22 protein-coding genes and 1 pseudogene are annotated in these 25,806 nt (G+C 59.9%); 10 read left to right on the top strand and 13 right to left on the bottom strand.

The window, feature by feature from the left end:
• Positions 1–9: 9 nt before the first annotated feature.
• From SBA_RS13710 to SBA_RS13730, 5 genes are all read right to left on the bottom strand, one after another.
• A complete protein-coding gene (locus SBA_RS13710; RefSeq protein ID WP_120249897.1) occupies positions 10–1,374 on the bottom strand; it encodes a DUF6161 domain-containing protein in 1,365 nt (454 codons plus the stop codon).
• Between the two features lie 91 nt (positions 1,375–1,465).
• Positions 1,466–1,990, bottom strand: coding sequence for a lytic transglycosylase domain-containing protein (locus tag SBA_RS13715; RefSeq protein WP_261934841.1), 525 nt, complete (start codon positions 1,988–1,990; stop codon positions 1,466–1,468).
• Positions 1,974–4,907, bottom strand: coding sequence for a MobF family relaxase (gene mobF / locus SBA_RS13720; protein WP_261934842.1), 2,934 nt, complete (start codon positions 4,905–4,907; stop codon positions 1,974–1,976). The genes SBA_RS13715 and mobF overlap by 17 nt, the downstream gene beginning before the upstream one ends.
• Entirely contained in the window at positions 4,904–6,907 is a 2,004-nt protein-coding gene (locus tag SBA_RS13725; RefSeq protein ID WP_120249895.1) for a type IV secretion system DNA-binding domain-containing protein, read from the bottom strand. Before SBA_RS13725 ends, mobF begins: the two co-directional genes overlap by 4 nt.
• Entirely contained in the window at positions 6,904–7,206 is a 303-nt protein-coding gene (locus SBA_RS13730; protein WP_069335627.1) for a hypothetical protein, read from the bottom strand. The genes SBA_RS13725 and SBA_RS13730 overlap by 4 nt, the downstream gene beginning before the upstream one ends.
• Positions 7,207–7,688: 482 nt before the next feature.
• On the opposite strand from SBA_RS13730, the gene SBA_RS13735 reads away from it, so the two are divergent.
• The gene (locus tag SBA_RS13735; protein ID WP_120249894.1) at positions 7,689–7,949 is read left to right on the top strand and encodes a hypothetical protein; all 261 of its coding nucleotides are present in this window, start codon (positions 7,689–7,691) and stop codon (positions 7,947–7,949) included.
• A 185-nt stretch (positions 7,950–8,134) separates the two neighbouring features.
• On the opposite strand, the gene SBA_RS13740 is transcribed toward SBA_RS13735, so the two are convergent.
• The 4 genes from SBA_RS13740 to SBA_RS13755 form a co-directional block, all read right to left on the bottom strand.
• Positions 8,135–9,157: a DUF2493 domain-containing protein gene (locus tag SBA_RS13740; protein WP_261934843.1), complete on the bottom strand. Its 1,023-nt coding sequence runs from the start codon at positions 9,155–9,157 to the stop codon at positions 8,135–8,137.
• Positions 9,158–9,524: 367 nt separating this feature from the next.
• Positions 9,525–9,740, bottom strand: coding sequence for a DUF6117 family protein (locus SBA_RS13745; protein ID WP_120252030.1), 216 nt, complete (start codon positions 9,738–9,740; stop codon positions 9,525–9,527).
• An 11-nt stretch (positions 9,741–9,751) separates the two neighbouring features.
• Positions 9,752–10,762, bottom strand: a complete 1,011-nt coding sequence (locus SBA_RS13750; RefSeq protein ID WP_197716435.1) for a DUF2493 domain-containing protein — start codon at positions 10,760–10,762, stop codon at positions 9,752–9,754.
• A gap of 83 nt (positions 10,763–10,845) precedes the next feature.
• Complete coding sequence (locus SBA_RS13755; RefSeq protein WP_099232352.1) at positions 10,846–11,304, bottom strand: DUF736 domain-containing protein; 459 nt, start codon at positions 11,302–11,304, stop codon at positions 10,846–10,848.
• A gap of 618 nt (positions 11,305–11,922) precedes the next feature.
• Between SBA_RS13755 and SBA_RS13760 the strand changes: the two genes are divergently transcribed.
• Together SBA_RS13760 and SBA_RS13765 are read left to right on the top strand one after the other, a co-directional pair.
• Positions 11,923–12,198 carry an HU family DNA-binding protein gene (locus SBA_RS13760; RefSeq protein ID WP_120249892.1) on the top strand — a complete coding sequence of 92 codons (276 nt, stop codon included), beginning with the start codon at positions 11,923–11,925 and terminating at the stop codon, positions 12,196–12,198.
• Positions 12,199–12,552: 354 nt separating this feature from the next.
• Positions 12,553–15,138: a PAS domain-containing protein gene (locus SBA_RS13765; RefSeq protein ID WP_261934844.1), complete on the top strand. Its 2,586-nt coding sequence runs from the start codon at positions 12,553–12,555 to the stop codon at positions 15,136–15,138.
• 77 nt (positions 15,139–15,215) lie between these two features.
• Here the strand turns inward: SBA_RS13765 and SBA_RS13770 are convergent, their stop codons facing one another.
• The gene (locus SBA_RS13770; RefSeq protein WP_261934845.1) at positions 15,216–16,130 is read right to left on the bottom strand and encodes an NAD(P)/FAD-dependent oxidoreductase; all 915 of its coding nucleotides are present in this window, start codon (positions 16,128–16,130) and stop codon (positions 15,216–15,218) included.
• A gap of 114 nt (positions 16,131–16,244) precedes the next feature.
• On the opposite strand from SBA_RS13770, the gene SBA_RS13775 reads away from it, so the two are divergent.
• The 7 genes and pseudogenes from SBA_RS13775 (at position 16,245) to SBA_RS13805 (ending at position 24,224) form a co-directional block, all read left to right on the top strand.
• The gene (locus SBA_RS13775; RefSeq protein ID WP_120249889.1) at positions 16,245–16,433 is read left to right on the top strand and encodes a DUF3606 domain-containing protein; all 189 of its coding nucleotides are present in this window, start codon (positions 16,245–16,247) and stop codon (positions 16,431–16,433) included.
• Positions 16,434–16,556: 123 nt separating this feature from the next.
• A pseudogene (locus SBA_RS13780) lies at positions 16,557–17,085 on the top strand (cysteine hydrolase family protein).
• Between the two features lie 70 nt (positions 17,086–17,155).
• Positions 17,156–17,812 (top strand): DUF6766 family protein, encoded by a 657-nt coding sequence (locus SBA_RS13785; RefSeq protein WP_120249888.1) that lies wholly within the window; start codon positions 17,156–17,158, stop codon positions 17,810–17,812.
• A gap of 142 nt (positions 17,813–17,954) precedes the next feature.
• Complete coding sequence (gene ligD, locus SBA_RS13790; RefSeq protein ID WP_120249887.1) at positions 17,955–20,465, top strand: DNA ligase D; 2,511 nt, start codon at positions 17,955–17,957, stop codon at positions 20,463–20,465.
• 333 nt (positions 20,466–20,798) lie between these two features.
• Positions 20,799–22,241: an ATPase domain-containing protein gene (locus SBA_RS13795; protein WP_261934846.1), complete on the top strand. Its 1,443-nt coding sequence runs from the start codon at positions 20,799–20,801 to the stop codon at positions 22,239–22,241.
• A 115-nt stretch (positions 22,242–22,356) separates the two neighbouring features.
• Positions 22,357–22,647: a response regulator gene (locus SBA_RS13800; protein ID WP_261934847.1), complete on the top strand. Its 291-nt coding sequence runs from the start codon at positions 22,357–22,359 to the stop codon at positions 22,645–22,647.
• Entirely contained in the window at positions 22,647–24,224 is a 1,578-nt protein-coding gene (locus tag SBA_RS13805) for a PAS domain-containing sensor histidine kinase (protein WP_261934848.1), read from the top strand. Before SBA_RS13800 ends, SBA_RS13805 begins: the two co-directional genes overlap by 1 nt.
• Before the next feature lie 79 nt (positions 24,225–24,303).
• On the opposite strand, the gene SBA_RS13810 is transcribed toward SBA_RS13805, so the two are convergent.
• The 3 genes from SBA_RS13810 to SBA_RS13820 are packed head-to-tail and all read right to left on the bottom strand — an operon-like array spanning position 24,304 to position 25,624.
• Positions 24,304–24,843, bottom strand: a complete 540-nt coding sequence (locus tag SBA_RS13810) for a hemerythrin domain-containing protein (RefSeq protein WP_261934849.1) — start codon at positions 24,841–24,843, stop codon at positions 24,304–24,306.
• A 41-nt stretch (positions 24,844–24,884) separates the two neighbouring features.
• A complete protein-coding gene (locus SBA_RS13815; protein WP_120249883.1) occupies positions 24,885–25,415 on the bottom strand; it encodes a hemerythrin domain-containing protein in 531 nt (176 codons plus the stop codon).
• Positions 25,412–25,624, bottom strand: coding sequence for a hypothetical protein (locus SBA_RS13820; RefSeq protein ID WP_145986205.1), 213 nt, complete (start codon positions 25,622–25,624; stop codon positions 25,412–25,414). The genes SBA_RS13815 and SBA_RS13820 overlap by 4 nt, the downstream gene beginning before the upstream one ends.
• Positions 25,625–25,806: the final 182 nt, after the last annotated feature.

The following is a 25,806-nucleotide window of genomic DNA, read 5'->3' on the forward strand; positions in this document are numbered from 1 at the left end:
CTCGGTCACCTACCTTGCCATCTGCTTTGCCAGAAGGGCAGCCGCAGACAAATCAAAACCACCATCTCCATCCTTGATGATGCCGTCCTGCATCGGACGGAAGAGAGAAGTGAGAACGATTGTCTCATTGGCGGGGTCGACCGTGGTGTCTTCCTTCAGCGCCATGAAAGTTTCGGCAAAGGCACGCTTTTCGTCAGCATCGAGAGATAGGTGACGCTCGCTAAGGAAGATGCGATACTGCATCTTGGTCGCCCAAAGGATCAGCGAGGTCATCAGCAGCACGCCCGCCACGGTCAGCGGTCCCTTTGCCGAGAACACTCTTGAGCAGCTTGGGGTCTTCCCAGGCAGACAACTGACCTTGGCGAAGCTGTCAGCAATGTAGTCCCCCGCCAGCCAGGGCACACCTAGCCCCAGAATCACAGCGACGACTGCGGCAATCCAGAAGTTTCGAAGCGCCTTGCTCGCGCGCGCTCTGTGAGATTTCGCCCGTTCCTCCCAAAGAGCAACTGGTGCCCTGAGGCGCAATTGGGTGTAGAAGAGATCCTTCAGCGCTTCGAAGGCGTCGTCCCGCTTCTTCTGCTTTTCCTCCGCCAGCCGATCAAGTCTGGCGATACGTATGTCTGCCTCGGCGAAACGGCGCTCTACCTCCAGCTCGATTTCAGATCGCCAAGCTCGATAATTCCTTGTGCGCCCGCGCTCGGCACCCACGAAAATTGCTCTTAGTTTCATGGCGTGCTGGCCGATTCGATCCCGGGTCGCCCGGAGGCTGGCGCCATGCTGCGCATTAACCTGAACCGCCTCGCCTACTGTACCGTCGAGCGCCTTCAAGACCGCTGTGGCACGAACCCTGGCGGACCTGAGGCCATCGGACACAACTTTATGGCCCGGCACGACCGAAGCTGCGTGGGCAGCTGCGATCAGCAATTCACCCCGCTCCATCGGCGCTCTTAATACTTCAGGGCCGTTACGGTTCAACGGTACGCCAGCCTCAATCGCAGCGTAACGAAAATAGGCAGCGACGGCGTCCTGTGAACGACCCGTATGATACAAGCCGAGGACCAAACGTCCTTCCACGCTCTCCGACGGAGGCGGAAGGATGTTCGAACGACGGAACGACGCCCTGCTGAACGAATTGAATTTGCCGGCGTCATCGACAAGTTTGCCAAGCTGATCGAGGGACTTCGCCAAACTGGCGCCATTGTGGCTCACCTGCCCGATCTGAAACGTGAGTTGGCCCGCTAGGGAGGGGAGTTCTGCCAGAAACGACAGCCATTCCGCTGTCTCATGATCAATGTATGATCCAATCGTCTTGCGACTAGCTCGTTCGATGTTTGGAACGCTATTATACTGAATTATGTACGCTTCTTGCCCCACGCCGATGCCCCCTTTATTCGGACGAAGTGCTTAGCTTTTCCAGCTACGCCAATAAACCCTCCAGCGCCCTAATCGGTTGACCTGCTCAGGTTCACCGGTGCCGTCCCGATCCTGAAGGGAAAACTGTCCCGCCGAACCGACGCCTGAGATGGTGGGCAACGCTGATGGCATACCCCCGCTGACGGTCAGAATTGGGGCTGTGATAGACGCCCACCGCCGTCCAATAGCTGCCCGTCGATGCCAGGGCTGTAACGAAAATCCAGCGGGCCGTGTTTGTATTGAAACATGGATCATAACGCAGCCAACGGCGAACGTCCTCGGGCCGACGTTCCAACATTTCAGCGATTTTGGGCACCCACCAGCTGTTGATCTGGAGAGGTCCCAGATCGTGGCTACCATCCCGGTTCGGCACCGCAGCACCAATCCATCCTCCTTCCTGGTCGCGCAGTCCCCACAGGGTCACTTCGAGCCATTTCCGTCCACCCGCTGCTTGCCTGATGCAACTGGCGACCCTCCGTTCATCGGCCGCATCATGACCTGACGTTGCTGCAAGACCCTCCGATTGCCAGATGATCAGCGCCATCAGGGCGGCTATCCGCTTACCGATCGTGACCATGCGATCGCTCCTCAATGTTCCGGTCTGTGGCACGGTCCTCCGCCTTGGGCGCACGGGCTTGCCTATTCGCCGCAAGTGCCTGCAAATGACGATCGAGGGTCTCGAACAGCGATCGGGCATTGCCTGCAAGACGTCCGGCAATTCCGCGGTCCGGCTCTCGCTGATCGAGTTTGCGCGCGAGCGCCCTACCCTCTTCCTTCCGCCGCTCCTCAACCTGTTCGAGCCTTAGACCCTTCAGCCGTGCCTCGTTCCGTGCGGCAAAGCGCCTGCTGTGATCGCGCTCCAGACGGCCCAATCCTTCGAGCGCCGATGTCTTCTCGCCGGACCGCTCTTCGAGTTTTGCGACGAGCTTCCTGGTGTCTTCCGTCCAGAGTTTGACACCGTACCGGGCGCGCGTGATGGCGGTATAAAAGTTCTGCCCATTGACGAGCGGGGAGGCCACAGGGGCCAGCACATAGACGCGGTCATAGGTCTTCGACTGGGCGGAATACACCGTCTCCGCATAGCCATGGTCCCAAGTGGAGTGGCGTCCAAGATCGATCTGCTGGACCCGATCCCCGCGGTCCCAGCGAACCGTCGCCATGATGCCATCGAGCCGCTCCACCGTCCCGCGTTCCGCGTTTTTGAGATCAAGCTCCTTGGTTGCCAGCCGCCACTGAATGCGATCGCCAGCGGCGAGGTTGCGATGCTCGGAAAGGAACACGTTGACCTGCGCCGCGTTGCTCGTTCGGGGATCCCAATTGTGGATGCGCCCCTGCTCATCTGCCAATCGCACAAGCTGTCGGCCCTTCGCATCGCGGACCACGGAGACGACCCTATATTCGCCGTCACGCGCGAGGCCAGCACCGACCTGATCGCGGTTGAATTTCAGAACCTGGCCGCCGGAATAGAAGCGGGCCATCTGCTTCTCTTGGTCGCTGAGGCCGGCCGGCGTCAGCACCCCAAGTCGGGTGTCCTCGGCTGCGACGACGCCTTCCCGTTGCAATGTCTCGCGGATCTGACTGTTGACGATGAGGCGTGTCGCATTCTCCAGAACGAGGATATTCGTGGTTGCCCGGCTTTGAGGCTTGAGGCGCGTCCATTCTCTCACCAGCCCCTTGGCCAGTTCCTCCGCATCGCCGCCGCTGACCACCTTATCGAGATGGCCCAGCGAACCGGCATAATCACCCGCCCGCGCCTGGGTGACGGCAAGCTTCATCGCCCTGGTTTCCTGCCGCCGCGATTCAACCAGTTCGGCAGTCGCGAGCCCAAGCTTCTGCATCAGCCAGAATGCCTTTCCCTGCTCGATCGCGCCGGTCTGCCGATTGTCACCGAGCAGGATAAGCCGCGCGCCGGTCATGCGGCTGATCTCCAGCACTCGCAGCGCCTGGCGGTTTCCAAGCTGCCCCGCTTCATCGAGGATCAGGACATCCTTGCTGCTCAGGCCATGCCCGCCGCTTGCCAACAGGCTGGCGACGGTTCGGGACGCAATCTCCGCGCGATCACCCAGTTCAGCAGCAGCAGATGACGTCGGCGCAAGCGCCGTCAGCACCATCCCCGGATGCGCGGCGTCCTTGAGGGAGCGAACCAGCATGGATTTCCCGGCCCCGGCCACACCACGCACTGCCGTTATCCGATCTCCCGACAATGCCATGTGCACGAGGGCCTGCTCCTGCGCAGGAGATAGGCCAGCACGTTCCAGAACGGGCAGCAGCCGGTCTGCGCTGGCTACCTCTCTGCCGTCTCCCAACGAGAGCGCGAGATGCTGGGTCAGCGCCTGTTCCAGCCTTACCGTCCTGCGGCTGGTTCGCCCTCGCGTGAGGATTGCGTCGCCGGTCTCCCCCCGAGTAGCGAGCAGTTTGCGGCGGCTTTCATGGTCAATCAGGAGCGGTCTCAGGTCTTCGAACCGAACCTCTCCCACATGGGAGGCAAGGCCTACGGCAATGACGCGACCAAGTGGATTGACCGCCTCGCGCCCTTCCGATTGCCTGATCCCGAACAGGGCCGCCCGCGCTGCGTCGGCGGGTTCCACCGGGACGGGGCGCTCACCAGCCTCCATGGCCTGGGCGAGGACAGCTACAAGTTTGGGCTCATAGGGGATGAGCCGTGCATCCCAGCGATCGTGCAGCTCGTCCAGCCCGACTTTCACCTTTGGGCCGCGCGTTTCGTAAAAGCTCTGCCTACGCGCGGCCTGCCCGGAAAGGCCATGCTCAGCGGCATGAGCGTTGATCTGCTCGGCACGCTGCGACATCTCTTTGATCAATGCCTTTGGGACGCCCCTGATTTCGAACAATCCTCGGCGCGGATCGAAGTCGATCTCAAATCCATATTCCCGCAAATGGTGGGCAAGGGCGTTACGGTAGATTTGGCCGCTGGCCATCTGCTCGGCATACATGGCCCGCGTTTCGAGACTGGCCATCGGGTTGCCCGGATCGCGGTTCGTCATGTTGAGGATCACGATATGGGTATGCAGATGGGGGTCGAGTTCGCGGCTGGCATGCTCAGTAAAGCGTGCCCACAGGAGCCGCCCCGTCGTCTCATGAACGATTTTCCCTTCTTCCCGGCGGCGCAGCTGGGCATGTTCTTCAAGATAGGAAAGCGCTGCGTCGACAGCCTTCTCATGCGCCGCGACCATCCTCTCATCGCGAAGGGCAAGCGCCATGATCGATACGGATTTGGGGGCGCTGATCGCAAAATCCCATCCGGGATGGTGGTCGATCCCGTCTGCCCGCCGACGCCCTAACTGCTGGTCGTCGACAGCGCCGCTGAGCAGCGCATTGAGCTGCGCGGAATCCACCTCTCCGTGCAAACCAAGCTCGCCAGCGAGCGCTCCGCCCCAGGAAGATGTCTCCGCATCTCCCTTCGTGTAATAGTCCCCGACGGTGTAATAGCGGGCGATGTTGCCCGGGGAGCCCTTGAGGCGGCGCGGATGCATCATGCCGGCCTCGCATCGTCACGCTCACCGTTGGAACGGCTATGCTTGTGGAGGTTGAAACCACTCCTTGGCCCAAGGAGCTTGGGCGGTTCGGCGTTCGAGGTGTCCCCATCCTGCTTCGGAATTTCGTTGCCCTTATGCGCAGGCGGTTCACCCGCAGTTGCTTCTTCGGGTGAGCTGCCGTCCAAGGGCAGCTGCGGTGTGGGCGGCGCTTCCTTTTCGGCGCGACGGCGCTTTTTCTGCGACACCTTTTCGGGGTGGGGTGGAGCGTTGCCCTCGTCGAACCTCCTCGCAGGTTCCGTTCGCTCGACGAACGCCGGCTCAATCGTTGGCAGCCCATTGTACCGATCCCGGAAATGAACGACGGGCAGATTTCTTCCGAACCGGAGAAACCCAGACAGGTTGGGAAGGTTCGTGACCTCAGTGTGCATGACCAGCGGGCGGGTGACCTGCATGCGGGAGAGATTGACGCCGTCCCGCATGTCGTTGACCCCATAGGACATCCCCTCATTGGCCTCGACCTGCTCGACCTGGCCCAAATTCTCCGAAACGTGCTTGGCGGTGGGGGTATCGTTCGCCCGCAGCGCCACCCAGGTCGAACAATAGCCGGTGATCGCGGCCGCGTCCTGGATGCCATAGGTTGCCTCCAGCTGCGGGTAGGACTGGAACCCCAATATGCCGCATCCGCCATATTTGCGGGCGCGCGCCAGGAAATCGCTGAGCGACGGCAGCCTTTGGAGCGTCGGCAACTCGTCGATGACGCAGTAGAGGCGGCGCTTCTGATCAGGCGGAAGGCTCATGATCGCGCTGATCGCGATGTCGAGCCAGACCGTCACGAGCGGTCGCAGGGAAGGGAGTTGATCGGCTTTCACCGTGATGAAAAGCCAGCTGTCATCCTCTTCATTGGCCACCCAGTCGCGCACCGAGAAGCCATCCAATGTGTCGTCGAGATAAGAGAAGCTGCGCATGACAGAAGCCAGCTCCGCGCGAATACCGGCGGAGGTCCGGTCCCCCTCCATCGAGATGAAGGCGGCGGCATCCGTTCCTTCGGCGAAGGCAGCCAGTGTCTTCAAAGGACTGCGCAAAAGCGTGTCGAGCAAGACCGAAATGAGCATCTGCTTGTTCTTCGCAAGCTTGCGGAAGACGGCGACCAACGTACCTCGCGCCGCCTTCGCCCAGAACGGATCGCCCCCCTTATCCGGTATCGTCGATTCCGCAATTTGATCATAATGATAGTCGCGCGGCACATCGACCCAAGGGGACCAGCTGTCGGCTCGGGCGTCGAGCGGGTTGAGCAATATGTCATGCCCGGGCCGGTAGAATTTCTCGACGAAGGTACCGGCCGTATCGAACACGATCGCCCGGCAACCTTTCCCACGCATCCCCGCCAGCATCTTGACGATGATGTTGGTCTTGCCTGTTCCTGGCGCCCCGCAGATCAAGATGTGCTCAGGCTCAAACTCTTCAGGGACCGGCACGCCGCCGATGGCGAAGCTTCCCCGCTTCGATCGCCACAGCAGGCGGCGGAGCTGCCGGGCCGTCCCGAACCGGGCGCCGCGGATGAACTGATTGGAACCAAGTCCCTTCCCCGTTCGCGTGAAATAAAACCAGGCCCACAGAAGCATAAGCGCTGCGAAGGCACCTGATAGCGCGGCGCCATAGATCAGATGCTGCTCCATCGCCTGCATGGTCTTCTTCGCGATAGGAGAGGCCAGCAGCGCGTCCGAGTTCGTCCAGTATTGGCGCCCAGCCGGGGTCCTGAACAGGATCGGCGCACCACCCGGCACGTCGCTTTTCAGCGTAGCTTCGGCGATCTTCATCGCGACGAAGCGCTGATAGTCGCTGGATTTTTCGAGCACATACCATATGATGCCACCGACCCAGATCGCGAGACCGGCAATCGAAGTCTGGAAGAAGACCTGGGTGGTCATCCTCACATTGTGGACGATGGCCTGGCCACCCCGGGTCCAGGAGCCCAAAGTGTCGTTGCGAAAGATGCTCATAGCGCACCATCCTCGGGCGCGAGCAGGCCCCTTTCGAGGAGCAGGGCGCGGGCATCGTCCATGCCCTTCTGGAGGATGTCGGGGCGCCGCGTTCCGACCGATGCGGCCAAAATGGCGAACACCTGAATGAGGGTCGCCTGCACCTCATCGAAGCGACCATGATAACCGCCGGCATCAATGCCTTCGAAGCGATCAAGGATGTCGCGGACATATTCGGGGAGGCTGAGCCGCGCCGATCGGGCGCCGGCGACGAGACGCCCGTGGAGAGCGTCCTTCAATCTGATATTGATCCTGGGCAAGCGCCGAACTCCTGTTCGTTGCCTGTCCAGATGGGGTGAAGCCCGGGCGTTATACGCCGATTTTCAGGCGATCTCAACGCCTTACGATGAGCAAACGCGGCACCGACATGGTGCCAAAGCTTATCAGTCACTTAGCCCTGAATTGCCTTCATATGGTGACCATTTGGTGCCAGCTCCCTATGAAGAAAGCGACATCGGCACCGGCTGGCACCTGGCCGAAACCCGCAGAAAACCTAGCGATTCGCGCCCGCAGCACCCGTGCGTACGGTGCATTACAAAACGCCCCGGGCGTGAGTACCCCTTTCGCAGCGCCCCGCCGCTGCGCCAGCCTCGTGCCGGAAGGCGCGGGGCTTCCCCGAAGGGGTCTCTCTCCCCGGCGGCACGCCGGCCGATTCCCCGATTGTCGCAACGAGTTGCGTTCATGGCCATGATCCTCGATATTGGAATTGGCGGGCAGACCATCCGACTTGAAAGGATGATCAATGCCAAAGTTGAATGACCGCGACCGGCTTGCCGACCTCGAAGCGCGCCAGACGAAAATTGCGGAAGAGATCCTTGATGCCCGCCGCGCTCTGCGCGGCAAATATGCCTCCATCCTGAGCGATATGGCGGTCGAGAAGCTAAGCGAAAAAGACTTTCGCGAGCTCGTCCAGCACGCGATCCGGCTGGGTGGACCAGCCTCTATTACTGCGCTGAAGGGCATTGCACCGACGGCAAAATCTCAACCGGAAAAGCGCCCGTAGGGCGTCCCTGCGACGAGCACGGCGAAGCCGCGCGCAGAAGGCCCGCGTTCCTTGAGAGCGCGGCATCGTTGCCCGACGGGACGGGCGCGCAGCGCCTGTCCTTGAGGGCAACGACATAGAGCGACAGACAAAAAAAGCGGGAGCTATCGGGCATGACCCCGACTGCTCCCGCATCCTTCGTGACTTCAGGAAGCCCAGTGCGCAGGGCCTCCATAAAGCGAGAGCAGCACCGGCGCGACACCGATGGAACGCATCACCCTTACCAGTTGAGCCTGAACGCCGCTTCCTTCCGCGACGATCGCCTCGACGGGTCGCAGCCGCGCAATCTGGTCGTTGCGCACGAACCCGGCGCGGTTGCCCCACCGTGCCTTGTCGATGCCCAGCTTCACCACCGGCGTCTTGGTCTTTGCCGCCCATGCCTCGGCAATCGCGTCGCCGCCGCTATTCTGCGCGGTGGTGAGCAGCACCATCTGGGGCCGGGTCGCCTTGGCCCTCGACAGCGCCTTCCAGATCGGCTCGGAGTCCGCCCACTGGCTACCGCCCGAGAACACGACCAGCGGACCTTCAGGATGATGCTGTCCGATACGGCGCTGGCGGCGCGCGGCCAGATAGTCTGACCCGTTGATGACGCTCGCAGTCCGCTTGGAAGACACCAGCGTCGCCCTTGGCGCAGACCAGGGTTTGCCGGTTTCGTTATGATACACCGCCGCGGCATGGTCCCGCATACAGGCCAGTGCGTCCGCAGCCTCGTCGAGAAACGCCAGTTCCTCGTGCGCGCGCTCCAGCTCTATGGAATGGATTTCGCTGCCATCAGCCTGCCGGAGAAGGTCGCGCATTTGCCTTGCTGCGCCGTCGGCTTGACCCGCCGCCTGATCGCTCACTCGGTGGAAACTGTGGACGATGCCCCATGCGATGCGTCCTGCCACTTTGTCCAGCCTGCTGTCCCGCAGAACATCGAAGAGCGTCGTGACTATCAGCTCGACCGCGAGTTGGACTTGCGTTGCGTCAGGCATTTGCTCGGTGCGTCCATCGTCGTCCCTGCTGACCCGGACGCCATCTAGGTCCGTCTCGAATGCTTCAACAAAGCTGTCGGACGTGACCGCGCTTTCGTCGGCAATGAAGGCTGCAATCTCGGTGAAGCTGCGGACGGAACGGAATGCCTTGGTCATGAGAACCTCCTTTGATTGAAAGAGGTCTTCCCCCTGCACGGGCTCCGAGTGACGGGGTCAAGGATCGGGGCGCAGCCCCGACCGCAAAGCGGCGATGGGGGTCACGATTTTTTTCGGCATGCGCCCCGGTAGGCATGAACGGACTGCCGCCCGCCTGCCGAAAAAAATGGTGGGGCCCCGTCGTCCTTGAGGCCGGCGCTGTTCCCGTGCCACGATTAAAAGACTTGAGAGAAGAAGTGTGGCAGCGCCCCAGGGGGCTCGACGCCCCCTGGGGCGCTATGATCCTCGCGCGACATGTGCCCAAGCGCCCATCTGACAGTGCCCAGGCACCTGCATCGACAAAAAAACGGACCGCTCGTCCAAATGGCTGCGGTCCCGAGGTCGATCTGGACGTCGTCGTCCGCCGTCAGATCGGCGGCCGGTAGGCGTCGTAAGGGTTGCCTTCCGCGAGATGGCCGAACGGGGTCATGAGATAGGCCCCCTCCTCCCGCCCGACTGCGCAGATCACGTAACGCGGTTCCCCTGATGCTGCGTCCTGGCATTCCATAAGGGCGAGATTTCCATCTTCCGCAGCCCGAAGAAGCGTCTGGAAGTTAGCGCTAAGATAGTCAGGTATCGCCATGCTATCCTCCCTCATTGGCCCCCGCGGGAAGCGCGCGTTGGGAACCTCACGGCGTCAGCGGCCTGGTCTGCCTTGCGCAACGCGTGGATCGGAACATTGGCCTGGCGGAGCAGCTGGTAGAGATTGGCCTGGACGCCTGAACCCTCGCAGAGCACTGCCTCGACCGGCTTCAAATCAAGGATCTTGCGATTGCGGGTAAAGGCGGTCTTCCGCCCGGTTCCATATAGGCCATAGCGCACGACGGGCACTTCAACGCCGGTGCGAGCAGCCCAGGCCGCAGCAATCTGGTCCACGCCGCGACGCTGCCCGGTCGTAACCAAAGTCATATGGGAAACCCGCGCGTGGATGGCGTCGAGACGCGACCATATCGCCTGCCAGTCGTGCCAGTCGGCAGGACCGGTGACAACCACGATCGGCCCCTGTGGCAGGTGCCGTTCTCGCTGTTCCAGCTGTCGGGCACGTAGGAAGTCGACCGCAGCGATCTGGCTGGCGCTTGATGCAGAAGAGGCTCGCGTGCCTTTAGCCGGCGACCAAGGCCAGCCTGACTGCGCCCGGTACATTTCCGCGGCATAGTCGCGCATGCATTCAATGGCCTGCCGCTGCTCGGCGACCGACTGACACTGAAGCTGCTTTTCTTCGAGCGAGCGGGCATAGATCTCGCTACCTTCAGGGTCTCGCGCCAGTTCCCCCAATTCCCTTGCATAGCTGTCCTCGCGCTTTTCGAGTTTCCCGGCGAGAAAGTGGAAGCTGTTGACGAAACCCCATGCGATATCGGGTGCCAATGGCTCCAGACGAGTACCGGTGAAGAGGTCGAAGATCGCAGCGATGATCCCGCCGCATTCGGCCTGGGCCGCGATTGGCTCCGGCATCTCATGCTCCGCGGGCGCGTCTCCGGGCTCGGCGATTGTAAGCGGCATTGGGTCGCCAAAGGCCGCCTGATACTCCGGCGTCGCGACCATTTGTGCGTAGAGGGTGGGCAAGTCAGCAAATCGATCGATGCTGTGGCGCAGGGCAGTAGCCATGATGCGCATCCTTTCCAAAATCGGCAGACAAAAAGAAAGGCCGGAGGAGGCTGTGCTCCCCCGACCCATGACGCACAAAGACCTCAGTGAGGCACTTCGTCGTCGAAATCACTTCCGCCCATGTAGCTGCCATCCATGCCGGCGGTGCTCGCACCGAACCCGCCCATGGCTTCGCCGCCCATCGCCGGACGTTCCGAACGCTGGCCGCCGCCAAAGCCACTCAGCGCATCCCGACGGCGCCATGCGACCCGATAGCCTTCAGCGTCGCTGCCGAAGAGAGCGATCGGCAGCGGTTCGGCCAGGCTAGGATCGTCGAGCGATCCCTGGAGGAAGCATTCGCCGGTTTTGTTGGCGGTCGCCTCCCACAGCGCACCGATCTGTACCCAGCGCTGCCCGACATTAAGCGCGACGATCTCGAAGACCGGCGCGCGCTCATTGGTGCTTTCGACAGGCCGGAGCCCCAGGCGCGGCAAGTCGATCGAACGGGTCGCGATATGTCCGATAAGACGACCGTTCACGGGCTTGATTTCACCGATATTCATAACCTCAACTCCTTGGAAAAGCCGCTCTCGACCATCCGAAAGCGACACTCTCCAAGATCCTTCTCCCCTCTCACACGCGGCGCGTTCGTCCAGCCCGACCGCCGTTCCCGGAGGAGCCCTCCTCGCCCCGACCGCCAGCCCGGCCGTCGCCTCAAAGAGCCAGACAGATTCCGCACGCCCCTCGCCATTCTGATTGACTGGCCAGAAAATTGCCGCCGATCTGGCGGCGATTGCAGGTGCGCAGGCACAGTGCGCCCGATATCCTCCAATCTGGAGGCATCACTGTGGATCATCCCCCAAAACGCGAATTGCCCGACGAGCTTGCAGAGGTTCGAGATACGCTGGTCAGGTGCCTCGAAGTCTCGACCGATACGATATGAGCGCCTGATCGGCGCGCCCTCAACTATGGAACAATGGTATATGATGACCGGCCGTGGCCCAGACGGCGAGAAACTTGAAGGTGCGGATCAGCATTGACCTGCGCACAGGTTTCTTCTCCAGGAGGAACACACGCCGCGCGGTGGTCAATGGGCAAATGCACCATGCTCCCAACTAACGGCTTCAAACCCGGGATCGGAGCCACTAAAGCAAACGCCTCTCAATCTATAAGGATGCGACATGAACAATAGCGATCTGGCCGAAGCCCTTGCCGGCGAACATGGCCTGACCAAGGCGGATGCCCGCAAGTACGTCGATGCCGTCTTCGCGCAGATCACCGGAGCCGCTGCCAAGGGCGAGGAAGTCTCGCTGAACGGCTTCGGCAAGTTCAAGGTCAAGGACAGCCCGGCGCGCGAAGGTCGCAATCCTTCGACTGGCGCGACCATTCAGATTGCCGCGTCGAAGAAGCTCACCTTCACGCCCGCCAAGGCGGTGAAGGATCAGCTCAACGGCTGATGTTCCTGGAGGCGTCCCGAATGCGGGACGCCTCCACTTCCTGAAGGTTCCGCAGGAAAGCTTTCCTCGCGTTGGGATTAAAAGACGGCTTCCTCGCAGAACCACAGTTTCGGGACAAAGCGACCATTCCTTACGGCCCAACTGCATGACAGATTTCGGTGCATAACCCGCCGTCGGTTAGCGGCCCATAATCGTTCGTCTCGACGTTCTCCTGATCGACCCGAAAGCAATCGCTTGAACGGCCATCGGTCAAGGCGCCCGCAATAGAGCTGCGCGACTGCTTCCACGATGCGGCTGAAGGTAGCCCTGAAGGTTTTCAGTGCGATCCTCGTGCGGGGATGATAGTCACCCGGCATGACCCTACATTCGACGGAAATCCCAGGCAAATCAATGGATGAAGGTTGGTCTGAAACTGAACGCGTAGCTTCACTCGAAAGCTACGGAATCCTGGATACCCCGCAAGAAGCCGACTTTGATGTTATCGTCAGGCTCGCGGCTGAAACCTTTACAGCGCCGATTGCCGTCGTCAATTTGGTCGCGAGTGATCGCCAGTGGTTCAAGGCCGAAGTCGGCATAGGCGTGCGCGAACTGCCTCTCGATGTATCGATCTGCGCCCACGCCATTTTGCAGAATGATTTTCTCGTCGTGCCTGACACGCTTGAGGATCCTCGCTTCGCGTGCAACCCCTTGGTGACGGCGGAGGGCGGCCTGCGCTTTTATGCGGGCGCAATCCTGCGGGACAAAATGGGGTTGCCGATCGGCACGATCTGCGTGCTGGACCGTGCGCCGCGCCCTGATGGTATCACATCCTACCAACGCCACGTGCTTGAGGTTTTGGCGCGGCAGGTCATGGCCCAACTGGAACTTCGTAAAGCCCTTCAGGCCCAAGCTTCACGGGCTGAGGAATTACGCGTCGAGGTCGAACAGCGTGCTCGCGTTGAGAAGGCATTGAGAGCCATACGGGAGCGTTATCGCCTCGTGAGCCGGGCGACGAACGATGCCATCTGGGACTGGGATTTCGCCACCAATCACGTCACATGGAACCAGGCTCTGGAAGCGACACACGGCCATAGGCTCGCCGATATCGAGCCAACGGGAGAGTGGTGGATCGAGCATATTCATCCCGACGACCGCGATCGTGTCCATCACAGCATTCATGTTGCCATCGATGGTGAGGCCGAAAGTTGGTCGGACGAGTATCGTTTCCGCCGCTTCGACGGCAGCTATGCCGCTATTCTCGACCGTGGACACATCATCCGCGATCCGGAAGGCAAAGCGGTCCGGATGATCGGTGCCATGCTCGATCTGACGGAGCAGCAGCGCACCCGCGCCGAACTGATGTTGAATGAGGAGCGGCTGCGGCTCGCCACGCAGGCTGCTGAGGTGGGTTTCTGGGACGTGGATGTCGTGCATGACATTCTCATCTGGCCGCCCATCGTCAAAGCCATGTTCGGGATTTCAGCCGATGCGCCGGTGTCCATGGCGGATTATTACGCAGGTTTGCACCCTGATGATCGAGATACGACGGTGAAGGCCTATGCCCGATCCGCTGATCCAAGCCAACGCGCGGTTTACGATGTTGAGTACCGCACCATCGGCAAGGAAGATGGGTACGAACGTTGGGTAGCAGCCAAGGGCAGAGGCATTTTCAGCGAGGATGGTCAGTGTCTGCGCGTCATCGGCACCGCTATAGACGTCACCGAGCGCAAACGGGCGGAAGTGCGGGTTCTGGAGCTGAACGAGCATCTGGAACGGCGCGTAGCGCAAGCGATTGCCGAGCGCGAGCAGGTCGAGGAAGCTCTGCGGCAATCCCAGAAGATGGAGGCGGTCGGCCAATTGACTGGCGGAATCGCGCACGACTTCAACAATATGCTTGCCGTCATCGTTGGGTCACTCGATCTCCTTTGCCGCCGCCTTGGCGACGACGACGCGCGCGCGAAGCGATATGTCGACGCAGCCCTGGAAGGTGCAGGACGCGCCGCCACTCTAACCCAGCGGCTCTTGGCTTTCTCACGCCAGCAGCCGCTCAATCCCGAGGTGTTGGATGCCAACAAGCTTCTCCCTGGTATGTCTGAACTACTCACCCATTCTTTGGGAGCAGATGTGCGCTTGGAAACCGTCCTTGCTGCTGGACTGTGGCGCACGCATGCCGACCGCAATCAGCTTGAAAATGTCGTTCTCAATCTCGCCGTGAACGCGCGCGATGCGATGCCCGAAGGGGGGCGACTGACGATCGAGACGCAGAATGCGCACTTCGACGAACGCTATTCGGCAGCGCATCTTGGTGTTCCGCCCGGGCATTATATCCTGATCGCCATTTCCGATACCGGCTGCGGTATGCCGCCGGAGATTATTGCCAAAGCCTTTGATCCCTTCTTCACGACCAAAGAGGTCGGTAAGGGCACAGGGCTCGGGCTCAGTCAGGTCTATGGGTTCGTCAAGCAGTCGGGTGGCCACGTCAAAATCTATTCGGAACTGGGTCAGGGGACGACCGTCAAAATCTACCTCCCGCGCTTCATAGGCGACGAGCTCGAGGCCGAACCGCTTTCACCCACTGACCTTCCATTGGGCGAGGAACAGGAGGTCATCCTCGTAGTCGAGGACGAAGCGGCGGTGCGCCAATTCAGCGTCGATGCGTTGACCGAACTTGGTTATCACGTGCTCGAAGCTGATGGCGCTGTGGCGGCGCTACAGCTCATCGACGCGCATCCGGAAATCACGCTGCTCTTCACAGACATTGTCATGCCGGACATCAACGGCCGTAAATTGGCAGACGAAGCCCAACGCCGGCGACCCGAACTCAAGGTTCTTTACACTTCGGGCTACACCCGCAACGCGGTTGTGCATAATGGCGTGATCGATCCGGGCGTGGAATTGATCGGCAAGCCTTTCACCATCGAACAGCTCGCCACCAAGGTCAGGAACGTTCTGGAATCCTGATTGCAGAGACATCAGCGCCGGTGCGACCGCCCAGGCCGGCAATTCGTAAGCGGCGGCGGCCCGCTGTCGGGGGCGGGCTAGCGAAATAAGATGCCCCGCTCGGCGATATCATTGCGGATAGTGACGGCGGCGACCCCGGCCTCGCCCATTGCATGGCTGATCTGATCGAGACCTTTGGCAACATCTCCCGCCGCGTAAAGGCCAGGAATGGAGGTACGCTGATGATCGTCCACGATGAGACACCCATCGCCGGTGCCTTCCGCGCCGATCGCCGTCGCCAGCTCGGACCGGATAACCGAGCCCAGCGCTGTGTAGACGCTATCGAATTCAAGCTCGCCGCGCGGCGTCGGTACAACAATCTTATCATCTTCGGTCCGCAGCGGTGCGCAGGGGCCATCGATCAGTACTACACCTGCCATAGCGAGCCGATGCTTCTCGTCATCTGAGAGGTCGTGCTCCCCATCGGTAGCGATCAGCGTCACATCGCGCGTATACATCCGCAGGAAAATTGCTTCCTTGAAGCCGTGGGTACGGGTGCCCAAAACACCAACCCGCTTATCGGTGACCTCGTACCCGTCACATATCGGGCAATAGCGAAGCAGTCCGCGGCGTACCGCTACATCGTGGATGTCCGGTGCGATCTGGGGGCGATTGTTGACTACGCCAGTGCAGAGCAGGACAGTGCGCGCAGACCATTCACGGCCCTGTGCACGAGCGACAAAACCCCCTTCGGTCCTCTCCAGTCTCTCGATCAAACCTTCGGCTACAACCGCCCCAAATTCTGCAGCCTGATCCCGCATCAACCCAAGAAGTTCGGTGCCAGCTATCCCGCCTGGGTATCCCGCATGATTGTGCGTCCGCGGGATCATGGCCGCTCTGCTATGCCCCGCATCGACGATCGCGATCGAAAAATGAAAACGCGCGAGATAAATGGCGGCCGTTAGCCCTGCGGGTCCTGCGCCGATAACAAGACAGTCAAGCGGCTCTTTCATTGGGTGCGCAGACGGCGATGCGGCATGCCGGTCCCCTGTTCAAGACAACCTTGCTGGAACTCGTGGCCCTGGCACGGGTTGCAAAAACAGGTAGCTGTGAAAAGGAAGCGCAACATGGCAGATGATAAATCTCAGCGCGGAGGCTCCGACCGCCGCACTGTCGCCGGCGGCGAGGACTATGAGGTCGACTATTTCGCCCGAAAGCATGGTCTAACTGCCGAGCAGGCCCAGGATCTCATCGACCGATTTGGCAATGACCGCGCGACGCTGGACGCTGAGGCGGCAAAGCTCACTAAGGAATGAGCCTAATGGGGTCGGCCAAGGCCGACCCCGATTTCATGGCAGGTTTCTATGGGTTCCCAAGACAAGCAGGCCGCAGCCACTTCGCCCAAAGCTGGTGACCGTCCGGCCTTGTTGATCCTGGATATGGTCAATTGCTTTGATTTTGAGGGGGCCGAGGCCCTGGAGCCCGGGGCTCTCGAAGCGGCACGGCGAATAGCTCGGCTACGTCAGGAGTTTCGCGCGCACAGTTGGCCAGTCGTATACGTCAACGATAATTTTGGCGAATGGCTTTCAGAACCTTATGAGCTGGTAGCACGCGCGCTCGAAAAGGATAATCCGGTCACGGAAATGTTGAAGCCGGGACACGGCGACTTCTTCATCATCAAGCCGCAATTTTCCGGTTTCTACGCGACCAACCTGCCTGCTGCTACCACAGCTAGGCGTCAGCAAGCTGGTGCTGAGTGGAATCGCGACCGACATCTGCGTCCTGTTCACCGCAGGTGATGCCCATATGCGTGAATACGACCTGTGGGTGCCTCAAGATGCCGTGGCTGCCGAGAGCGATGAACGGGGCCGATGGGCCCTGGAGATCATAGCCCAGAGCATGGGAGCCGAAACGGCTGCTACGTCGCAGAAATCCCTCGGCGAATGGCTTGCTGACCTGACGCAGTAGCGGAGGTTCTTTCGAACCCAATTGTTTCTCGCGCGTTTCCATTCAAAGCAAATCGGCGAGAGGCATCGGCATGCGGCTGCTTAAAGATAACGGACTTACGATCGCCCTCCTGGCGCTTTTTGCCGTTTGCATTGCCGGGCAATATATCGCGGGCTGGTATGTCGAGCTGGAGGATGCCCGGCGCCATGCCCAGCCTGGCCTGACGCTCTTCGCCTATGCGGCAAGTCCGCAATTCCTTTCTTCGGTGTTCGAGAATTGGGAGAGCGAGTTCCTGCAGATGGCAGCCTATGTCGTGCTTACGGCTTTCCTGATACAGCGCCGATCGGCGGAATCGAAGGACCCGGATGCTCCCCCTCGCGATAATGATCTGGACCGGAAAGCCCAGGAACACGGCGCACCGTCGATCCTGCGCAAAGGTCCGCTTTGGCGCGCGATATACGCTCGCTCCCTGGGCTTGGCTTTGATCCTGCTGTTTGTTGCGTCATTCACGCTTCACTGGATCAACAGCGCGCATGCCTCAGCGCAAGAGGCCCTGGAGCATGGGGAAACACCTAAGACCGTGCTTGCATATCTTGGCGATGCGCAGCTTTGGTTTGAATCGTTCCAGAACTGGCAGAGCGAATTTCTCTCGACTGCGGTGCTGGTGGTCCTTTCCATATTCCTGCGCCAGCGAGAATCTCCGGAATCAAAGCCGGTGGCAGCGCCGAACGCGCAGACTGGAGAATAAACGGCCCGAACGAGGCACGGGGTGACAACAGTTACGAACAACGGAGCCCCGACATGGATACCGGCTGACGGCGCTTCTTTCCCTTAATGAAAGGGAACGCGGTTCCCTCTCGAGATTTAGAAGCTTCTTGATCGGAGCGGATATGGCACGGGCGACGATGGCGAAGGCAACCTCTGCAGAAGAGCGGCTCGCGAGATATCGTGAAAAGCGGGATTTTACGCGTACTGCGGAGCCTTCTGGTGCCTCCGAGCCGACCTCAGGTAATGGCTTCGTTGTGCAGAAGCATGCCGCGACCCGCCTGCATTATGACTTCCGCCTCGAGCTGGACGGCACGCTGGTCAGCTGGGCAGTGACCCGAGGGCCAAGCGCCAACCCCGACGACAAGCGATTGGCTGTCCGCACCGAAGACCACCCGCTCGACTATGCCCGGTTCGAGGGGACCATTCCCAAGGGGGAGTATGGCGGCGGCACCGTGATGCTTTGGGACAACGGCACCTGGGATCCAGTCCCGGGCAAGGATCCCACCAAAACCCTGGCCGAAGGTCATCTGCATTTTACGCTGCATGGCCGCCGCATGAAGGGCGAGTGGATCATGTTTCGCCTCAAGCCGCGAGGAAAGGAGAAGGGCGAAAACTGGATCCTGCGTAAGGTCGAGGACGAGTTTGCCGGTGGCTCGGACGACCTCATTGGCATCCATCTCACGAGCGTCGACAGCGGACGCACCATGGAAGAAATCGCCGCAGGCGAGCCGATCCGGAGACAGGGCGGCAAGGCTAAAGCTCCGGCTACGACGCCGAAATCATCGACCGCTGCAGCCCGAAAGGGCAAGAACAAGGGCAAACTCCCGCCATTCCAGCCTGTCCAGCTTGCGGCTCTCGTCGATCACGTGCCACCTGGCGATCGCTGGCTGCATGAGTTGAAATATGACGGCTATCGAACGCTCATCGCCGTCGGTGGCGGGGAAGGACGGGCCTATACCCGGTCGGGTCTGGACTGGTCGGATCGGTTCGCAGATATTATCACAGAGGCTGCACAGCTTGACGTTGGAAGCGCGCTGATCGACGGTGAGGCGGTGGTGACGCTGCCTGATGGCCGGACCAGTTTTCAGGCGTTGCAAGCCGCTCTGAAGGATAACCCTGGGACCATCGACTATTTCGCGTTCGACCTGCTGGAATTGAACGGCGAGGATCTCACCAGCTTGCCGCTGATCGAGCGTAAGGAGAAGCTGGCGAGCATTCTTGAGGGCCACAAGGGTCGGCTGCGCTATTCAGATCATATCGTCGGCAACGGTGAAAAGCTGCTGACCAGCTTTTGCGAGGCGGGGCTGGAAGGGGTCATATCGAAACGCGTCGACGCTCGATATAGCGGCTCGCGGAGCGGTAGCTGGGTCAAGACCAAGTGCATCCGTCGGCAGGAGTTCGTGATTGTAGGCTGGACGCCTTCCGACAAGCAGCGAGGGTTCCGCTCGCTTCTTTTGGGCGTAAACGAGGATGGAAAGCTGCGCTACGCCGGCAAGGTCGGCACGGGATTTACCGGCGATGAGATAGAGCGTCTTCTAGAAATCATGGCACCTCTCGCGCGCAAGGAGCCGACGGTTCAGGCTCCGCGGTCTGCTGTGCGCGGTGCCCACTGGATCGAAGCGAAACTGGTTGCCGAGATTGCCTACCTAGAGTTTACCGATGAGGGGCTGCTGCGCCATCCCAGCTACCTTGGGCTTCGAGAGGACAAGAAACCCGAAGCGGTCGTGATCGAGAAGGAGGCCCCGGTGGCGGTTGCAACGGCGGCGCCCGCGAGCACGGTGAAGGTGAGCAACCGAGACCGGGTGATCTTTCCGGAGGGCAAGCTCACCAAGGGTCAGCTGGCAGACTATTACGAAGTGGTCGCACCGATCATGCTGCCCTGGGCGGGGAGCAGGCCCATCAGTCTCGTGCGTTGCCCGCAAGGCCGCGCGAAGAAGTGTTTCTTTCAGAAGCATGATGCGGGCAGCTTCGGCGATGACGTCAAGCACATCGGCATTCGCGAAAAGGACGGGCATGAAGAGGCCTATCTCTTTATCGACGCGCCGGCAGGTCTGCTGACCTGTGTGCAGATGGGTACGATCGAGTTCCATGGCTGGGGCGCGCGGATCGAGGACGTCGAAAAGGCCGACAGGCTGGTTTTCGATCTCGACCCCGATGAGGGCCTTGGCTTCAAGGAAGTGGTCTCGGCTGCCTTCAACATGCGGGACTTGCTGGGTGAGATGGGACTTACGACGTTCCCGATGGTGACGGGCGGAAAAGGGGTTCACGTGATCGCCCCGCTCACCCCGTCAGCCGAATGGCGGGTGGTGAAGGATTTTGCCCATCGGTTCGCGCAAGCCGTGGAGCAAGCGCAGCCGGATCGCTACACCGCCGCTTTGTCAAAATCCCGGCGGACCGGCCGCATTTTCATAGACTACCTGCGCAACCAGCGCGGCGCGACGGCTGTCATGCCCTATAGCGCCCGCAGTCGTGAGTTTGCGCCGATCGCCGTTCCTCTGACATGGGACGAACTGCATGATCTCGACAAGCCTTCGCACTGGCACATCGGAGACGGAGCCGAAATGCTGAAGCGCGCGTCGTCAAAGAACCTCGCGCACTGGGGACGGGCCGACCAACTGTTGCCCGATTTGTAAGAGTGCCCTCCTCACCTCGGGCTCGGTTCAGACAAGAAAAAAAGGCCAGCGGGGCCGGCCTTGAAGTTTGGAGAGGATGCCTGAAAGGCAGAGGTATACTGCATGTGCGAACATATTGTGCAAGTGCGAATTACGTTGGTGCGCAAACGGTCATGTTCCACACGATAAAGGCATGCAGCCACGGCCTAGCTTGAGCTGAAACAAATTCGGCTCAGGAAATGGGCGCTCACAACATAAAGTCAAAAAAGTCCTGCGCCATCCTGACGGTGGCTTTGCGTGGTGCTATCAGCACGACCGGGCCTCTTGGCCATGACGCGCTGATGAGGTTAATTCGTGACGCAGACCCTTCCCCGCTTTTCAACCGGGATCCCTGGCCTAGATACCGTTTTTGGCGGCGGTTTCGTCGAGGGGGCCTCCTATATCGTGCAAGGTCAGCCGGGCGCCGGCAAGACAATCCTTGGCAATCAGATCGCCTTCGCGACGGCTGCCGCCGGCAAGAAGGTACTGTATGTCACGCTCCTTGCCGAAACGCATGATCGGCTATTCCAATCGCTGTCGACATTGAGCTTCTTCGAAAAGGATCGGCTCGGTAGCAACATCGTCTATGTCAGCGTTTTCCAGACCCTCGCCAAAGAAGGGCTTGGCGCCGTTGTCGATTTGTTGCGCAAGGAAACCAAGCGCCAAAACGCCTCGCTGATCGTCTTTGATGGCCTGCTTAATGCCCGTGACCGCGCGGAGACGGACCTCGACGTGAAGACGTTCGTGGCAGAAGTGCAGAGCCAAGCGGCGTTTGTTGGTTGCACCGTCCTGTTCCTGACCAGCGCCGGGATCCATGACGATAGCCCTGAACACACAATGGTGGATGGCGTGCTCGAACTGCATGACGAGCTTGTCGGCGTCCGGACCGTACGGCGCCTGCGTGCCCGCAAATCGCGGGGCAGTTCTGCTCTAGGGGGGTATCATCAGTACGAAATAGGCAATAACGGTATTTCCGTGTTCCCGCGGATCGAGGCCGCGTTTCACACCCCGTCCGCGACCGACAATCCTGACCCGAAGCCCTTACGCTCGGGGATTGAGGGCTTCGACGAAATTACCGGTGGCGGACTTCCGCAAGGGTCGATCACGTTGCTCATCGGACCTTCAGGGTGCGGTAAGACGTCTTTTGGGCTGAATTTCCTTTCGGCCTCCTCGCGAGAGGAACCCGGCCTGCATTTCGGCTTCTACGAATCTCCCGAACGTCTGTTGCTCAAGGCGAACGCGCTAGGCCTCGACCTCAAGGGAAGTGTCGAAAGAAAAGAGGTCGATATCTTGTGGCAGCCGCTGACCGAAAATCTGATCGACAAGATGGCCTATCGCCTCCTCGACGCCGTTTCGGCGCGGGGCGTGAAGCGGCTGTTCATTGATTCTCTCGGCGGATTCGAGCGCGCAGCCGTTCATCCACCCCGCCTTGTGGAATTCTTTGCGGCTCTAACGAACGAATTGCGGGCCATGGGCGTTACCGCTGTTGGCACGTGGGAATTGCGTGACCTCTTCGCGTCCGGGGTTGCAGCGCCAGGACCGGAGATTTCCAGTCTGCTCGATAACCTCATAATGATGCGCCAAGTCGAAATCCGGTCCGAATATAAGCGCGTTCTGTCCGTGCTGAAGATCCGTGACCAGTCATTTCAGGCCGCTCCACAGGAGGTCTACATCGACGGACACGGGCTCGCTATCCGAGGCCAGTTTGAACAGGCCACCGGGATTTCGACCGGGTTAGCCAAGCCTCTTGAAGCGTGAAGGCTGTCATGGTCCAACCCCCACGGTGGAGTTCTCCATGAAAATAGTCGTGGCAGAGGACGAGTTCCTGATCGCCGACTTGCTTGTGGTCTGTTTGGAATAGGCCGGCTACGAGGTGCACGATGCCCCGCACGGTGCCGGTGCGTTGACGCTGGTTCGTAGCCTGGAGCCCGATCTGGTCATCACCGATTTCATGATGCCGTTGATGACCGGTCTTGAACTGGCCGAAGCGATGAAGGCGGACACTGCCCTGCAAGGCATCCCCATCATCTTGGTCAGCGGCGCGCAGGGTGGCATAGCGCGGTCGCGTACCGATCTCTTTGACCTGGTTTTTGACAAGCCCTATGCAATGGACCGTTTGCTCACTGCTGTCGCTGACCTGGGCAGGGAAAAAGGACAGCGGTAATGGCTTTGGAAGTCGTTACGGATATGGATGGGGAAAAGGGTACTTATCAACGAGGCGCGCTGAGCGCTGCCGAGCGTCTGGCAGCCATCATTGAATCTTCCGATGACGCCATCATCGGCAAGACGCTCGATGGCATCATCACGGACTGGAATGCCGGCGCCGAGCGGATTTTCGGCTATTCTTCCAGCGAGATTGTAGGTGCGTCGATCCTGACCCTGATCCCGGAGGATCGCAGGTCTGAAGAAGACGAGATCATCGCGCGCCTCAAAAAGGGGGAACGGGTCGAGCATTTCGAAACATTGCGGCAGCGCAAGGACGGGTCACTAATCCATATTTCCCTTACCGCGTCTCCGATCAAAGCGGCTGACGGTCAGGTAATCGGCGCTTCCAAAATTGCGCGCGACATAACTGCGCGTAAACAGACCGAGACGTTGCTCAGGCAACAATCCGAACGTCTCCAGACTCTCTACCGCGTCGCCAGCGAAATCTCGCGCGATCTTGATCTTGAGCGGATCGTGCAGTCGGTCACCGACATTGGCACCGAACTGAGCGGCGCTAAATTCGGCGCGTTCTTCTATAATGTCACGGATGCCGCCGGGGAATCCTACCAGCTTTATACGCTTTCCGGCGCTGCACGAGAGGCTTTCAATTTTGGAATGCCTCGAAATACGGCGGTTTTCGAACCGACTTTTGCAGGCGAAGGCGTAATCCGGTCTGACGATATCCGCAAAGATCCGCGCTACGGGCACAGCGCCCCGCACTACGGCATGCCGGCGGGGCACCTGCCCGTGGTCAGCTATCTCGCGGTGCCTGTGACGTCAGTGTCGGGCGAAGTGCTCGGCGGCCTGTTTTTTGCCCATGACGAGCCGGGCAAATTCACGGCTGAGGCGGAAAATCTCGTTTCAGCTATCGCTGCTCAAACTGCGGTCGCGATGGACAATGCGCGCCTGCATAAGGCGGCGCAGCAGGAAATCGAGCAAAGAAAGCGTGCGGAAGAATCCAAGGAACTGCTTCTTCATGAACTGAAGCACCGGGTCAAAAATACACTTGCAACGATCCAGGCGATGGCCATGCAAACATTTCGCCAAGCCCCTCGCGCGGAAATCGATACTTTCGACGCCCGTCTTTTTGCGCTGTCTGAAGCTCATGATCTGCTTACGCAGCGGGATTGGGATGTAGTCGATGTCATGCATATCGTTCAGCGTGCCATTGCGCCTTTTGAGGCCCAAGCTGCCAGACGCTTCGAGATCAAGGGTCCGGAGGTACAAATCTCTGGCGAGCGTGCGCTACAGCTTGCCATGGTCCTTCATGAATTAGCGACGAATGCAGTCAAATATGGTGCTCTTTCCAATCTCACCGGCACGGTGACGATTGCTTGGGAGCGTCAAAATGGCGACAATGTCGATTTTCTGAAACTTCGATGGGTCGAGACAGGCGGGCCCGAGGTTTCTTCACCAGACCGAAAAGGTTTTGGCTCCCGAATGATTTCTCGCGCGCTTCGTGGCGAGGGCTGCGGGGCCGAGTTCGATTTTCGCCCCGAAGGGTTATGCGTCCAACTTAGGTTTACTTTTCCCTGACGTGCCTGTCATATTGGCGGAATGGGTCATTGCACCGCAACGCACCCATCGTAGATACCGCAGGCTTCACCTGGATCGCTCAAGATCGGCTGTCCATATATCTTGCATATTCCTCGCTGTAGCGCGCCGTGACGAGCGCCAGCTCTTCGGAAGAAGCCGACTCTGCCAGTTTGGTGAACCAGGTGCCTTCCTCGGAATAGACGTGATGGGCAACCGCACCTTCGATGTGCTCAAGCTTATCGATATAATCCTGGCTCATGGGATCGACACGCTCGAGCAGGCCCATCTCCATTTTGGCGGCCGACTGTTCCTGATACGCCAGTTCAGCATGGCCAACCTGATGATCAGCAGCGAGAGCCGGGTACACGGCCGCTTCTTCCGCAATGGAGTGGGCGGTCAGCAATAGTCCAAGTTTTTTCTGCTCGGCACGTCGGGACGCCGGATCATTTGCCGCTTTGACCGCCGCAAACTGTGTCTCGATCTCCCGATGGTGGGTCAAAATTTGCGATAGCCAGTCGCCTGGCTGGGCGGCTTTCTCAGCTTTCGCTCGGGCCTTGGCACGCGCTTCTTCACTTTCGGGCGGTGTGATGGCCGCTATGGCCTTGTCGATGATGGACATAGTTTTCTCCGTTCAAGGGCGTGCATCCTGATCGCGACGTATCAGGCGACGGGAGCTCCAAGCTCGACCTCGACGGGACCGAGAGTCCGAGTGGTCGGTGTGGGCAGACCATCGGCTTCGAACTGGGCTTGTAGTTCGGCCTTGCGCTCAGCCATCTGAGCGCCGAGTGCATCCAGATCCACGTCAGCCGCGCGCGCCTGCGCAAACATGCCCTCTTTGGGCATCTCCTCTTCATGGACGTGATGTTTGATTTCTTCGGACAAAACCGTCACCTTGGCATCCCAGAAGTCCTCGCCAGGCTGTCCGGCCATGATCTGACTGATCAGCAGCTTGGCGCCATCGTGCTCGACATGCGCTTCGTCATACATGTCGTCTTCGATCTTGCCTTTGAGAGCCGGATAGAAGATTTCTTCCTCGATGATTGTGTGAATGATCAGCTCGGTGCAAATCTGCTTCGCAAGCGTCGCCTGCTTGGTCGGAGCTTTGGCGCTCTCGAATTTCTCGAACAGCTCCTCAACAGTACGGTGATCCGCCTTGAGCAAGGCGATCGCATCTTGCGCTTTCTTGGTCATGGTTTTTCCTTCGCTGTAATCGGTCGGCAGAGTTTGCCTGCCTTCCGCAATAACCTGCGATTTTGGCTTTCGCTCCTGTTGCGGATCACTCTCAGAATCATGACGCTACAAAAAGGCCTAATCGTTGCTGGCATCGATGTTGGCATCCATGCGGCGACCACGCGGGCGACGCGCTCGATCGCCGAGGTATTTGCCGTATCGTGGGTCATTACCTTTCTACCCTGCGATTGGCTCCGTCGTCGCGCGACAACACGGTGGCGAATGCCGTGCCAGGGCAGCCGTCGCCACGGTTAGCGTTTCTCAACAGGCGGCTTCATTCGATGAAATCGTGTAGTCTCATAGACTCATTACTTCGGTTTAGTCGATCGTAAGAGTTTCCGGTCTGACGGGA

The organism is Sphingomonas bisphenolicum (assembly GCF_024349785.1).
GTDB classification, from domain to species: Bacteria; Pseudomonadota; Alphaproteobacteria; order Sphingomonadales; family Sphingomonadaceae; genus Sphingobium; species Sphingobium bisphenolicum.